This is a genomic window from Nostoc sp. FACHB-892 (assembly GCF_014698795.1).
Taxonomy (GTDB): domain Bacteria; phylum Cyanobacteriota; class Cyanobacteriia; order Cyanobacteriales; family Nostocaceae; genus Nostoc.
Genome location: NZ_JACJTR010000036.1, coordinates 60,117 through 73,546 on the forward strand (window position 1 = coordinate 60,117; position 13,430 = coordinate 73,546).

Consider the following 13,430-nt stretch of genomic DNA (forward strand, 5'->3'; position numbering starts at 1 on the left):
AATAGAAAATATTATGAATGAAACTGAAGAATTAAAAATTTTATTGGTTGCTTTAAGAGGAATTGGTAAAACTAGCCTTTTGGCGGCAATGCATGAAGAGTTTAACAAAACATTTGAGAGGGCTAACCTTCAAACTTGGGTAGATGATACCAACACCTTGCGTGCAATAGAGGAATGTAAGGCTATTCTCAAAAATATAGACCCACGGTTAAAAAAGCAAGTTACCCCAACGCAACCTAAAGAAAATCCTTGGAATGATCAAGGTTTTCATTTTGAGCTTGGTAGTAACGGCAAAAAATTTATGAAGTTGAGGTTTACTGATCCCTCTGGTGAATATTTTAATCCTCATGCGGCTCCTGAGCAAAAACACTATATTAAACAACAATTAAATCACTGTGATGCAATAGTTATTCCTATTGACGCTACGGCACTTATGCAAAAAAAGACAGGTAGAGTAAGTCATGGAGAAATTGGAACATGGCATGAAGAAAAAAATAATTCTCAGCGTATTACTCAGCTATTAAAAGATGCATTTTCTAATGTAAATTCACCTCGTTTAATAATTTTAGCCCCAATTAAGTGCGAAACTTATACTAAAACAGCTAGAGATGCTGAAAGTATGCTTTACCACCTCAAAATAGCCTATAGTGAGTTGCTTGATTTTTTTAAATCAGATTCTTTAATCAACAAGGTTGCTGTAGTAGTAACTCCAGTACAGACAATTGGGAGTGTAACCTTTTCTCACTATAAAACTGATGAAAATAACTTTACCAAGTTTTACTATCATAAAAGCCCAATTAATGCTCCCTATGAACCAAGAGATGGGGAGCAGCCTCTTCGGTACATCTTATTATTTCTGATAAATGTGTTTTTAGAAAATAAAAAATCTGTTTTGGTAGAAGAAAAAGAAAAATTAGAAAAGCTTGGAACAAGCTTAGGTTCTGAAAAATACCGCTTAGAAATTGCTAAAAAGGAATTTGATGAAAAACAAAAGCTTTTAGTCGAGCGTAATAGAATGTGGTGGCTATTTAGAGAAGTCGCTAACTTTTTCGATGATCGAGAAATTCCTTATCAAACAGCAAAAGGGGAAGTTGAGAGAAAACAAGTTGGTGTAAAAGAAATTCAAATCAGTCTAGAATCGACTTTATTTAAAGTTGAAGCAACTCAAGAACAAATTAATACTTTCAATAATGCTTTATTTAGATTTGCTATTGGTTCCAAAAATAATGATGGCTTTGCCATAGTTCAAGGACATAAATGGTTAGAAGTTCCACAGCCTATTTTTTAAAAAATTCATAAAGGTAATTGAGTTATGAGTAGCTTTAAAATTTATGTAAAAACTTCTGCTTTAGGCAAGACAGGTATTCACTGGCGAAAAGTTGAGAGTGAAGAATATCAGCCTATAGAAGTTCCTAATTTGATTAAACGTCAAGTTATAAGTGATGAGAACAACCAAGTAGTTATCGTTAACGATTTAATTGATGAAGTAAAGCCGTCTCTCATTATTTTAAGAGATAACGAGGAAAAGAAGCTTTTATTAGAAGTAACAGGTATTGAGTCACCAAATCGCTCTAATAAGTTAGGAAGGAAGGTACTAAATTCTGTAGTTTGGATAACTGACGATTTAGAAGATAATGAAGGAATTTTACGAAAAATTGCCTATAGTGCAATTTCTAGTATTTTAAATAAAGATTTATCTTTTTGTAAAATGGTAGAAGAATCAATCGATTTTTTTGAAGTAGAAGAGTTTCGAGTGAATTTAAATAAGATTAATAAATTTACTCAGCAAGTTGAAACAATCTTCAAATCAGATAATAGCCATATAGAATCTTATAAAGAATACTACATAGCGAACAGATCAAATTCAGATTTAGAGAAATTAGCTGAAGAAATACAAAATCATCCTCTACCTAAACATTGGATTAGCTGGGACGGGCAAACAAAAAATGATGGTGTTTTAGTTGTTGTAACAGAAAATTTAGAGAAACGAAATATTCTGCACAAAGCTGGTGTGTGGAGAGGCTTTGCATCCCTTGTAGAGGAACCAGTTATAAATAATTCTCTATTAGCGGAAAAAAAAAAGCAAACAGTGTCCTCAGCCGAACCAGGTCAACACAAGAAACCTCCTGCTCTTCCTCAAACGAACCAGAAAACTCGCTTAATAATAGTGTTATTGATAGTAGCAATAATAATTATAGTGATAGTTATCAGTTTCCAACTTCTGTTCCAACCCCAACTACCGCAGAAACCACAACCGCAATCACAGCTAGAGCAGACTTTAGAGAGTCAACAGGAACAGATTTTGAAACCTCAAGCACAACTAACTCAGACTCTAAAAACTCAATTACAGCTAGAGCAGACTCTAAAGAGTCAACAGGAATAGATTTTGGAATCTCAAACATAACAATTCCAGACTCCACAAATTCTGTTTTCAATCCATTTAAATCTATAGCTTATTTCACCAAAGATATAGTCTTTTCACTGGCTGGAGAGACAATAGCAAGTTTGATGCATAGACTAGATTACGATAAAAACTTAAATTTATTTTATCTTATCAATTTTTTAACTAATTATCATGTTTCTAACATTTATGGATCACAAGGGCATTATCAAAAGCTTATGGATAAGTATGGCAAGCTTATTAATAGGATAAATTCTAATGATTATCAATACAAGGTTGGCCCTATTCCTAAAGAGTTTCGCATAGAGCATTCAGCCAACATACCTAAATATATTGTATTACTTAATAATCTTAATCAGTTGCCTAATTATGAACAGAGAAACATACTTAATCTAATTTGGTTTATTCTATATTGTAAGAAACATAAATTAGACTCTCAAGCATCTCATAATATTTGGAAGCATTACTCTATCTTAATTGAAGAAATTAAATTTATGACTGACGATTTAGAATGAAAAAAATTATATTCTTAAGATTAAGAGATGGATAAGTTCTATAGTTCCCAATCTCCACGATAGTTTTGTTTATGCTCCCGTAGTCTTCCCTATAGCTAAATTGTTAAGAGCAAATAGATAGGTGTTCAGTACTAGTTTTCAAGGTGTACTCGCACTTATACAAACTATGGTTAGCTGTCCTGAGTGTTTGCCTGAATAGCAAATACAGGCAATCGCTCTTGCTATTGCTGATTATGAAATTCCTGAAAATACTAGCTCAACACCCAAATGCATCCCCAAGCTATAACTTGTTAAACGGCAAAATTCTAGCAAACGAGTAGTGCTTCTTTATTGTTTTTCATGTCTTCTAATTGGGTACATTTCGCTTCTCCATTAAACATCTGCCTTGCCCAATGTTCGCAGTTATAGCTTAGTTTATTCCAAACTCTTCTTTCTTGATTTCTAGACTCTTTAATACGCCCTTCTAAATGGCTGTAAGGGATTATTTCTGGTAAATGCTCTTTAATAATCCAATCTGGAGAGTAGGCTGTTTCATGAACGTAACCAAATCCTTTTTCGACAAGGCTATTTTGAGCTTTAATGGTTGCACCTGTAAAAAAGTGTGCTACTCTAAAACCTTTTTGACTAGGTACAATGATTCCGTAATGTTCGTAATTTCTCTCCTTTTCATCTTTACATTTAATAGCCACAAGATCCCCTGGCTTTACAGGCTCACCATTAACATCAGTAATATCTGGCATTCTATCAAGGAGAGCATAGTAGTTAGACAATGAGACTATTTGAGACTCAGTAGCTTTGAATAAAGCCTCTATCCATTTTGGATCGCATTCAGATACTTTTTCTAAAATTTTATTGTAGATATCATTTATTTTGTGAAAATGATTAATCAGAGCTTTTACAGAGTTAAAATGCTGCTCTATATTATTTTGATGGAAACTAGTATCTATTTCTATTTCTAAACAATCTGATACCTTTTGACAAATATTTAAAATTTCTTTGTCTCTTGTATGTTTTACAATTAGGCTTAATTCGTGGTGAATAGTGCCATTATGAAGATGATGTTGAATTTCTGCAAATAAATTCAACATATTACCTGGATGTGCTTTACCCGACATACGTGGAGCTTAGGGTTATTAAAATTAATCTTTGCTAGACTTGTACTTTTGTTTTTGTTCTACCTCTATTGATTCAATAAAAGCTTCTGAAACAATAGGAGCTATTTTTTGTAAAGCCTTTGAAGCTATACTCCCAACTTGAATAGCAGACGCTATATTACTTGGGTTTGAAATAGACATAGTACTAAATATTTATAGTTTATTGATACATATATATCATTAAATTATAAAAACGTAAATAGAGTAAATTTATAAAATATTAAATATACTGTAAAGCAAAATAGGAAGAAAATAGGATAAACTACTTAAAATATTCTGTTTACTAAGCCTTGAAGTAAAAATCTCATGCTTTAGTTTTTGTAAAACTATCTACCGTTTATGATAGCTAAAATCTAGCTATACGGAGCTTGTCTCTAGCCATACGTTGGATAAGCTGCTAGTTACCATGTATTTCTACTAAACCCTTAATTACTGAAAAAGCTTTACCTTACATCTATTCACAGTTTTTGCATTTCAAGCATATTGAACCCTTTGATGAGCAGCGATCGCTTTCTTTGTTCAATTCAAGAACATAATACCGAAGCTAAAAACTGGCTCATATAATCCTGATTGCTGTATCAACAGAAAATTTTACTAAATAGTTAATAAAACAGCCTACACTAGTTCTATAGCTCAATTTTTAAGCTAACACAATCTAAATTTGTAAGTTCTTTATTATCTCTTTAAATATCCCTCTGGAAGTTCATGACTAATGCTGATGTAGTTCTTAGCTTTGAGGGGAGAAGCTGAACTAAATACTAAATTATCAAAACAACAGTTTACTAAAACATGGATTTCATCAACCAAGCACGAAATTTGGCGGATACGCTCAAATATAAAGCGCAAGAAGCAGCAACTAATACAGCAAACGGGATACAAGAGGTTGTTGATGGAATCAAAAATACTACTGTAGAGATTACTACCTCAAGTATTAATGTAGTTACTGATTTATCTGCAACAGCACAGCAGGGTTTTCAAGCTGTACAAAATGTGGGTAAAGCATTAGAAGGCACTGCAATTGGTGTGACAACTTCGAGTGTAGCTATAGCTGAGGCATTACAAAACTTGCCTAAGACAGCTGCGGAACTAGCTCTAGAGATGCCCAAGATTGCATATAGATTGAGGTATCGTGCTGGTCTGAGAACTGGAGATTTACCTCGCTCTGATGCAGATGTGATGAAGCTGTTTGAGAAAATTCCAGGCACATCAAAGCTTGGAGGAGACGAAAGGACTATCCGTGAATTCTTAAGCGATAAACATGGTAGCCATATCATTCCACGCTCCCAAGGTGGCTCAAACGGTGCTGACAACATCCTATGGGAAGTGGGTGTTGATAATCTGCGTCGCGGAGCCGAAGTGATGACTGTTGGGGAGCAGTTTTATGTTCGGGTTTATAATGCAGTAGATTCTATTGTCAGCAATTCTGGAACAATTGCTAAGTTGGGGATCACTGCTACAGGAACCGCTATTCTTACCCAAGTTATAGTCACAGGGATTTCATACTCCTTGGATCTTTATCGGGGCGATATTACTGTTGAAGAGTATAAAAATTTAATTGTAGAAGCGGCAAAGGCAGCAGGTATTGCGACACCGATTGTTTTTCTGATCTTAGTGGCTGTATTGGCGTTATTTCCAGAATTTACAGTTGTATTATCTGCACCAGTCGTTATTGCAGGTTTCAATGCCCTATTTGGCATGAGTATTGCGATGCCGATAGTACAATCGCTACTCCGTCATGCTCAAGCTGGTGGTTTTGGCATAGAAACTGCTGATGCTTACAGAAATGCGCTTGGTGGATCTGCGCCTACTTGAGATTTAAAGTAAGTATTGCACTTCTATTTGGGCAATATAGGTTTAGCACATTTTTTCTATCTAAATAAATGAGATTTTTATTGAAGTTACTCGGTTTAATATTACTACTAGCCGGAGTTTACTTTCTTGGTCAAAATATCTACTTCAGCACCAACGTATATCCCTATTGGTGGCGTGGTATAGCTGCTGATGGTTCTATATTATTTCTAACTTCAGGAATTCTGATGTTATTTGTCTTGCCCCGTCAGGAAAAGGCGTTAGGTTGGGTGGCACTGGGTATAGGAATAGTTCTCATTTTTTTTAGTAGCCGCGCTGTCCTCACCCCTACAAGTTTATGGCAGTTTTGCCTTTCAATGGCTTGTTTTGTTGGTGGATATCAATTGTTAACTACAGGCCGCTTAAATATTTAGACTTAATCTTGTTTTCTCCCTTTGAGAAAAGTGTACTTCCATGCCCACGATTCGCAAATCTACTTCTGGGTGATACTCGGCTAACGGCCTAAACGAAATTGCGATAAGCTCCCGTTTAAGCCTTCTCCAAAGTAGACGCTGGCGCGAACGGCTATCGCTCTTGGATCAACACTTGATTATGCTAAAGTCGAGCTTAGGAACAATTTAAATTTTTACTCAGTCGTCGATACCAAAACTGAGAATTTAAACTATGCTTGATTTTTCTAAAGTTATTGCTTTGGCTTTGACAAGCTTAAGTTTTTACGGTATAGGTGTATCAGCGTTATCAAAATCTGCGCTTGCTGGAGAACCAATTATCGATAGAAACTGTCACCGTCATGAGAGAACACGAGAAGTATTTCAGCAAATACCACCACAGAATCAAGCTAGAATATTGACGACATCTTTCTTTCAAGTTAACAATAAAAAATACTCTCTACAATTACTAAAATTTCCCAACTCTACAGGTGTTTTATGTCTTTGGGAACCTAATGCTCGACTACCACAGAGGTTAAAAGACATATCAATTATTCAAGACAAGGTAATTGAGAAATTTGAGAAAGACCCTTCTCGACCAGCAAATTATATAATTACAGTCAAAGGCGAGAAGATGGAAGATATTTTAAAAACTGCTTATCGATTAAACCTAACTAATCCCAATCAACCAAAGGTGACACCGTTAATCAGAGTTTACAAAAACTAGACGAAGATTTTTGTCTACAGATGTTTATCTACTTTAAGTCAAAATAGTTATGCTAAGTGCAATTTCAATTACTTTTAACTACTAATCTGGGCATCATAAGTATTAAGTATATAGTGATTATTACTACAGATGCTCCCGAAATTTGGCTTTGTTGCAATTAGCGTTTTGCTTCTAGCTCAAACATTACCAGTTGTTGCTAATAACCTTACTGCTACAGTTGTAAGCGTCGGTGACGGTGACACCATACGAGTGAAAACTGGTAACAAAACTGTAACAGTCCGCCTTGCTTGCATTGATGCACCAGAGATGAAACAGAATCCTTGGGGTCAACAATCATCTGCAAGACTTAAACAATTACTGCCAGTGGGACAAGGAATTACCCTACGTGCTATTGAAACTGACAAATACAAGCGCTTGGTTGCAGAGGTGTTTGTTGGTAATCGCAGTGTCAACGTGAGTATGGTGCAAGAAGGGCAAGCTGTTGTTTATCGCCAGTATCTCAAAGGCTGTCCAGAGTCTAGAGATAGCTTGTTGCAGGGTGAAAACACCGCCAAACAACAGCGTTTAGCATTTTGGAATCAGGCTAATCCTGTGATGCCTTGGGACTTCCGCCACAGAGCTACCCAAAAGACAACTTCACAGGCGATTCAACCGCAGCAACAGAATAACTGTGATCCCTCTTACCCAGATTTTTGCATTCCAAAGAATTCACCAGACTTAAATTGCCGAGATATTAGCCAACGAAGGTTTAAAGTACTGCCACCCGATCCTCATGGGTTTGACCGAGATGGTGATGGCATCGGGTGTGAACGGTAGATGTGATTTTAAGAAGATTTTGAACAGTCTTTGTCAGCAGAAGTCAGACAAATTGTAAGCTGAAATAGCTAAAACTTTGTTAAGGGAAGAATGAAGCTATCGTTCATTTGGAAGAAGAAAATGCTTGAAAACGTGTCATAGCTGTACCTCAAACTCTGGAATAAAATGAGGAGCAATTGTTTTTTGCAGGTTAATCATGACTAACACCGTTTCTATCTGGGCTACATCTACATCATGCCCAAAAACTGTTTGTCTACCTGAGTAAGTGCCGTGTAGCATGAAGTATGAAAGGTACCGCCTGCCTTGTTCGTTTCCTTTCTCGTGGATGGCATCGCTAATTAAATCGACTGCAAGCATATCTAGTATCGTTTTGTACTGCCAGTTTCTTAGAGACTCAACACCTAGCCATTGGGCGACGGTTGAAGAGAGAAAATAGCCATAACCTTGATAAAATCTGTAGGCAAGGCTGATTTCTTTACCAGTTTCATCAATCTGTTCTTCCACTGTTTCACCTCAGTTGCGTTCATTAAACAATTGTGTAATGCTTGGCAACCACCGTAGTTGAAAAACAGTTTGGTTTGAGCCTTTGGCGATCGCTGCTACCATCCGCCCCCACTGTTTACCTGACTCAGTAGGACGATATGGGATTTTCCGGTCATCTGTTCTATATTGCAAACCAGCATGAACTAGCCAGTTGTTCACTGCTACTGCACTCATTCCAACTACCTCACCAATATCTGTAGGCTTAAGGTAAGCATCATCGCTGACATTAGTAATTGCAATCGCACTCTTCAACTCGTCAGCGGCTGGCTTAAGTGCAGGGTTAATTTTGGTGGCGGCGTTAATGGCTAACTGCGCGGTGAGGGATTTTTCTAAGGAATGCGAACTCACCCACCAGCAGGGCTAACTGTGCGGCTTCATGGGATGGGGCTAAACTTTGAGGTGTTTGCTCTTGTACTACCTCTATTTCACTTGCAAGCATTACCGTCATTAAGGTTCTGTTTGCCCAAATGCGAAATGAAACAGATACCCATCGGGCTAAATCAATTGCGATTTCTGGATGAACCCAAGTACCTTGTTCCTTGCCATACCCTTCAATTTCAATTATTAGAGACGATATGGGAATTCCCATATCGTTCCCAAGTGCTTGTAAATAATCTTTTGTAGACTTTAGCCTTATGTAATCTGACAAAAGTTTACGGTTAGCTCTAGCCATTTGGGTAGCATTAACATACCCTTTTGGTATTGTGTATTTGGCTATTTGCCCAGACTGGGGCATTTGGTTAATTTCTGAATCACGCCAAAAGTGTGTCAGCATTATAATTGCGTCACTTTTTGTAAATGAGTTTGAGAAAGCGATCGCAGCTGCTTGGACGGCTAGCGATCATTTTCAATCTATGTGTTGTCAGCAAGCCTTGTCTTCGCAAACTTCAATTCCTTGCGAAGTCTTAATCTTAACTGCCTTCTTTGTTTGGCATAAAGCTCTCTTGCACACACCTTATACGATGTGAACGTAGTTAAATTGAATTGTTGCTGATTACAACCCATAGTACTATATTATGTATGAAAATACAATCGGCGGTACAAAAAACGAAGCGTCGAATTTAATGGAGGTGGATATGATTCCGCTAGACTGGGCGGTGCTTATTTTATGGAAACCGGAGTGTGGAGAAAAGTTGAAAGCACTGCGTGGTAAGACATCCCGCCAAAAAATAGCAGATGGCATAAATGCACAACAAGTAGAATGCTCCCAAGAACTTATTAGAAAACTTGAACTTGGAGTTGCTAAATCTATATCTCCCCGAATTCTAATTGCATTATGCATAACGCTAGGTATACACCCATCTGCCTTAATTCCATCTATTAAAATGGAAATTCCTAGAAATTTTTGTACCGAGGGTTGACTTTGTACCGAGGGTTGTAATAATATTTGATTATAGAGGAGGAAACAAGCGCTAGCCTCCCAAAAAAAATAAAGCAGCGCTTATCACTGAACTATGACAAGAGAACCGGAAGTACCGATTGAGGCGTAGCTGATGCACTGGCACAACCAGAGAAGGTGAGGGGTACACATTGGAAAAACGGGTTCGGTTAATAAAAATGCCAAACAGGATGACTCTTGGCTTTTAAAACTGTTAAAGCCGCCTGTCACTTGACCATTGTGTATCCTGCTTGGTAGCTCTAGCCACTGGCTTAGAGCATTAAATATAAGGCTTCGCCAATTCTAGATTGAGAGAGAGTGTTGTGCTTTCAGCACAACAAACTGACCAATAAAAATAGGACGATCGCGCTGTCTGCAAAACTTGCGATCGCCCCTATGCCCCCAACCTTTTAAAGAAGAGGCAATTATCTAATGATGACACAACTTTCAGCCCCTACGCCAACAAAAGATCCATTAACCACACGCGATCGCCAAATCATTGCAACCATCGTCAATCAGTCGGACTACTCCAAAAACTGCCAGCCCGAAGATGTAGTGACTATCTGGATCAACAGTGATGATATCGTGTGGGTAAAAATGATCCACGGCTATGCTCGATACCATAAACAATCGTTCAAACGTGCTGTAGCAGAGGTAAAAGCGAGTCTTTCTGCTCCAGTAAAGTGCAATCACAAAGAAGATGAGGAATTGAAACAAGCTTCTGAGAAAATTGGCTTGTTGGGTGATTGTGATTGGCTATCATTGAGCGTCCAATACTATCCTGATAAGGTAATCGGTCATGCTGGTTGTTATATCTCTCACAAGGCTCGAATATTAACACCACCAAGTGGATGGGACTTCACCATCCCGAAGTGGAATATGCCTGCTGCCATCTGTCCAGACTGCGAAGGACATGGGTGCGGTAACTGCTCGTATCGCGGTACTCGTGCAGAAGACTTATGTATGCCAGTGAACGGCTACCGACTAACCTATGTAGGACGCACTGACCTTCAAACTGCTCACAACGTATATCTAGATGGTGAGTTCTTGGGAATTGTCTTTAAGGTCAGAAACGCTGATGAGTTATGGGAAAACGACCCCAAGACTTACTATTGGCGCTGTGTTAATGGAGTACGTTATTGGAGTGTGAAAGAGGCTGTAGAGGGACTGTCCAGGGCAACTGCTCCGATTGAACTGCCGCAAGTTCGTCGGGAGTTGGTAGCAGCGTAAGTAAAATGGTGGGCGTGACCGAAATCTTTATCGGTCGCGCCTGCTGCTTCAAGAAGTCTACGGCTGCGCCAATGCGAAAGTGAAATGCTTTTGGTAAAAATACATGACCCCTGAACAAACATCAGAATTATTTACTCTCTTGATGCGCCAGGAAGAACTACTCAAGCAGTTAGTCGCAGCAATCAATAAACCGAAACTGGGATTGCATTCTGATGCTGGCAGTTGCAAAATCTACTGTAATCGTCACAATGGTTCACTGTGGTATACCCTAAACAACAGTGAAGCAAGTGCCATTACCCAAACTGCCTTAACTGGATATCTAAAAGAACTGAAATTCGAGAAGTGTGAGCGCAGAGGAAAGGAAGTTTACAAGTTGCTGATTACAATTCAAGCAGACAGACCTTATATATTAGAAAGTGGGCATGATACTCACTTTGCTAAATCTGTATTAGCCGCGATTGCTACTCTTACTCCACAACAATTATATTCTCCCATCACACTACAGCCTACTCCGGGGACGACAGATGAAAATGTGTTGTTCTGTCGGGTATGGGTAGAGTCGGAATTAGTCATGGCATCCTACAACGAAGAAACGAACTGGCGCGAGGTCAGTAAACAGGCAATTGCTGTAACAAAAGCTGCTCTTGAGATGGCGTTTTAACTCGTTGTAAACAGAGTTTGAGTAACTGTAATTAGAAGTTGCTCAAACTTTGTCTACAGCTAATACATGCTGTCTAATAGTTCGCCAATAACAAGAAATGACTACAACAATCGTTCACCCTAGTATCGAAAACTTACAGCAGTTTTCTGACTCGTTCGATATCGATAAACTATTGCGTTCTAAAGGAATTCTGCCGTGGCTTCTAGCAAATGGTTGGAAGCACGACGATGAATCGAGTTTGATTGCCAATATTATCGATGAGTCTACCAGTATTGATGAAGTTTGGGACTCTGAAGAGTTTGATTTTAACGCCTTATCAGATGAATCAAAGGAAAAATTAAATCTGATTTTCGAGCATTTCTATCTGTAGTCTTCTGTCACTCTCAATCAATAATTAACGCAAAGGTAACGAATTATGCGTGAAAAACTCTACAGTCAGATTAATTAAATCTGACTGTAGAGAAAAATCGATTCCACAACAAATTATGGCACACTTCACTGCTAATAAGATGGAATTAAATTTGATTAAGGTTTACGACACAACGCTATTAAGCTCATCGAAAGTTTACCAAATAAACGGTACGCTTTCCCGATATTTGGGTGATGAAGGCACTATAAAACATCCACAGTATCTATTTGTACCTCTGCCAAATCAAAAGAAAAAAGCCAGCTTTCGGCTAAATCGGAACAAACTCATGACTCGCTGTTATGAAGTCGAAGGCATGGTTTATAACAAGCCTGTGATACAGGATAATTCGCAACAACTTCAGCTATTTTAAACCATGTCCATACATAAACCACCAGTCATCAAAAGACACATTAGGTTACAAAATGGCTCTACAAAAGTAATCTATAGAGCTACTAAAGACATTCAAATAGTCACAAAGAAAGCTTCGCTGAATTGAAAGTGAAAAGTAATGATTGAGGTGAATAATCATGGTACAAGCAATTGACAACCCTATCGTTGCAAATTTCTTAACTGATGCAGTAGTCGAGCGCCATAATTTCTCACAGTTAAATAAAACTCGCATTCGCTTTCGTATTCAATTAAAGAAAAGTACAAAATCTGCCGCTCCTAAATGGGCGGATGTGCTAAAAGCTGAGGTTTCCGAAATTGAATCAGACCTCGTTAAAGTTACAAATTCTGAAGGGGAGCATCCCAGTTTTTTGCAAAGAAGGCGAAAATCAGTCAGGATAGGTAAGACGAGTGTATTTACTTACCGATGACCCCAGAACAAAAGCAAGCTCTTCAAGAACACATTCAAGCAATCGCTAAAATATTGTACGAAGATACGTCACAAGAAAAGCTCACAAATCTTGCTCTTATTGAAGAAGCAGTGCGGAGCCAAATGCAGAAGCACGTTATGCCAGAAGTAGGGGTTTTTTTATCAAAACGGTTACAGGAACAACCGCAGGATACCAACGACGGCTCAAAAGTATCCTTGGAGAGTTACCAATAACGAGCAAACAAGCCATTGAATTAGAAGTCGCACCGAGTACTCAACTAAGTCCATACTTAGAAACTTGTTGTTTAAGGGTAAGTGCGAATGTTAGCTATGAAGATGCAGCATCAGACATCAAGTATTTTACAGGCGTACAAGTTTCGCATAGTAGCCAACAAAGATTAGTACATCGTCATAACTTTAACTTGCCAATGCAAGAAGACACGGTTGAAGAATTAAGTGTCGATGGTGGAAACATTCGTGTCCGAACTCCTAAAGGTCAAATATGTGCATGGCTTGGCTATAAAACGATTAGCTTACATCAT

General features: G+C 38.0%; 16 protein-coding genes and 2 pseudogenes. 13 read left to right on the forward strand and 5 right to left on the reverse strand.

All coding sequences use genetic code 11. The features are described 5' to 3' along the window. Nucleotides 1-13 precede the first annotated feature (13 nt). Nucleotides 14-1,288, forward strand: coding sequence for a hypothetical protein (locus H6G96_RS30560; RefSeq protein ID WP_190916607.1), 1,275 nt, complete (start codon nucleotides 14-16; stop codon nucleotides 1,286-1,288). A 24-nt stretch (nucleotides 1,289-1,312) separates the two neighbouring features. Then, nucleotides 1,313-2,383, forward strand: coding sequence for a hypothetical protein (locus tag H6G96_RS30565; protein WP_190916609.1), 1,071 nt, complete (start codon nucleotides 1,313-1,315; stop codon nucleotides 2,381-2,383). A gap of 838 nt (nucleotides 2,384-3,221) precedes the next feature. On the opposite strand, the gene H6G96_RS30570 is transcribed toward H6G96_RS30565, so the two are convergent. Both H6G96_RS30570 and H6G96_RS30575 read right to left on the reverse strand, forming a co-directional pair. Then, nucleotides 3,222-4,031 carry a hypothetical protein gene (locus H6G96_RS30570; protein WP_190916611.1) on the reverse strand — a complete coding sequence of 270 codons (810 nt, stop codon included), beginning with the start codon at nucleotides 4,029-4,031 and terminating at the stop codon, nucleotides 3,222-3,224. Nucleotides 4,032-4,055: 24 nt separating this feature from the next. Beyond that, a complete protein-coding gene (locus tag H6G96_RS30575) occupies nucleotides 4,056-4,211 on the reverse strand; it encodes a hypothetical protein (RefSeq protein ID WP_190916613.1) in 156 nt (51 codons plus the stop codon). Nucleotides 4,212-4,859: 648 nt separating this feature from the next. On the opposite strand from H6G96_RS30575, the gene H6G96_RS30580 reads away from it, so the two are divergent. From H6G96_RS30580 to H6G96_RS30595, 4 genes are all read left to right on the forward strand, one after another. Then, on the forward strand, nucleotides 4,860-5,882 hold the full coding sequence (locus H6G96_RS30580) for an HNH endonuclease (protein WP_190916615.1): 1,023 nt from the start codon (nucleotides 4,860-4,862) through the stop codon (nucleotides 5,880-5,882). A 68-nt stretch (nucleotides 5,883-5,950) separates the two neighbouring features. Then, nucleotides 5,951-6,292: a hypothetical protein gene (locus H6G96_RS30585; RefSeq protein ID WP_190916617.1), complete on the forward strand. Its 342-nt coding sequence runs from the start codon at nucleotides 5,951-5,953 to the stop codon at nucleotides 6,290-6,292. A 250-nt stretch (nucleotides 6,293-6,542) separates the two neighbouring features. Beyond that, nucleotides 6,543-7,034: a hypothetical protein gene (locus H6G96_RS30590; RefSeq protein ID WP_190916619.1), complete on the forward strand. Its 492-nt coding sequence runs from the start codon at nucleotides 6,543-6,545 to the stop codon at nucleotides 7,032-7,034. A 129-nt stretch (nucleotides 7,035-7,163) separates the two neighbouring features. Then, a complete protein-coding gene (locus H6G96_RS30595) occupies nucleotides 7,164-7,850 on the forward strand; it encodes a thermonuclease family protein (protein ID WP_190916621.1) in 687 nt (228 codons plus the stop codon). 135 nt (nucleotides 7,851-7,985) lie between these two features. Here H6G96_RS30595 and H6G96_RS30600 read toward each other — a convergent pair whose 3' ends face one another. Genes H6G96_RS30600 through H6G96_RS41700 form a run of 3 tightly spaced genes read right to left on the reverse strand, consistent with a single transcriptional unit; the run spans nucleotide 7,986 to nucleotide 9,168 of the window. Continuing rightward, nucleotides 7,986-8,354 (reverse strand): hypothetical protein, encoded by a 369-nt coding sequence (locus H6G96_RS30600; protein WP_190916623.1) that lies wholly within the window; start codon nucleotides 8,352-8,354, stop codon nucleotides 7,986-7,988. Nucleotides 8,355-8,363: 9 nt separating this feature from the next. Continuing rightward, entirely contained in the window at nucleotides 8,364-8,741 is a 378-nt protein-coding gene (locus tag H6G96_RS41695) for a hypothetical protein (protein WP_242063454.1), read from the reverse strand. Continuing rightward, on the reverse strand, nucleotides 8,692-9,168 hold the full coding sequence (locus H6G96_RS41700; RefSeq protein WP_242063455.1) for a KilA-N domain-containing protein: 477 nt from the start codon (nucleotides 9,166-9,168) through the stop codon (nucleotides 8,692-8,694). The genes H6G96_RS41695 and H6G96_RS41700 overlap by 50 nt, the downstream gene beginning before the upstream one ends. 241 nt (nucleotides 9,169-9,409) lie before the next feature. On the opposite strand from H6G96_RS41700, the gene H6G96_RS30610 reads away from it, so the two are divergent. From H6G96_RS30610 to H6G96_RS30640, 7 genes and pseudogenes are all read left to right on the forward strand, one after another. Further along, nucleotides 9,410-9,754 (forward strand): hypothetical protein, encoded by a 345-nt coding sequence (locus tag H6G96_RS30610; protein WP_190916625.1) that lies wholly within the window; start codon nucleotides 9,410-9,412, stop codon nucleotides 9,752-9,754. A gap of 449 nt (nucleotides 9,755-10,203) precedes the next feature. Then, nucleotides 10,204-11,001 (forward strand): hypothetical protein, encoded by a 798-nt coding sequence (locus H6G96_RS30615; protein WP_190916627.1) that lies wholly within the window; start codon nucleotides 10,204-10,206, stop codon nucleotides 10,999-11,001. Between the two features lie 103 nt (nucleotides 11,002-11,104). Beyond that, nucleotides 11,105-11,662 (forward strand): hypothetical protein, encoded by a 558-nt coding sequence (locus H6G96_RS30620; RefSeq protein ID WP_190916629.1) that lies wholly within the window; start codon nucleotides 11,105-11,107, stop codon nucleotides 11,660-11,662. A 97-nt stretch (nucleotides 11,663-11,759) separates the two neighbouring features. Continuing rightward, on the forward strand, nucleotides 11,760-12,032 hold the full coding sequence (locus H6G96_RS30625; protein WP_190916631.1) for a hypothetical protein: 273 nt from the start codon (nucleotides 11,760-11,762) through the stop codon (nucleotides 12,030-12,032). A 139-nt stretch (nucleotides 12,033-12,171) separates the two neighbouring features. Continuing rightward, on the forward strand, nucleotides 12,172-12,441 hold the full coding sequence (locus tag H6G96_RS30630; protein ID WP_190916641.1) for a hypothetical protein: 270 nt from the start codon (nucleotides 12,172-12,174) through the stop codon (nucleotides 12,439-12,441). Between the two features lie 157 nt (nucleotides 12,442-12,598). Continuing rightward, nucleotides 12,599-12,811: pseudogene (locus tag H6G96_RS30635) on the forward strand (hypothetical protein); the annotation flags it as partial. A gap of 74 nt (nucleotides 12,812-12,885) precedes the next feature. Then, nucleotides 12,886-13,430 (forward strand): annotated as a pseudogene (locus tag H6G96_RS30640) (ISKra4 family transposase); the annotation flags it as partial.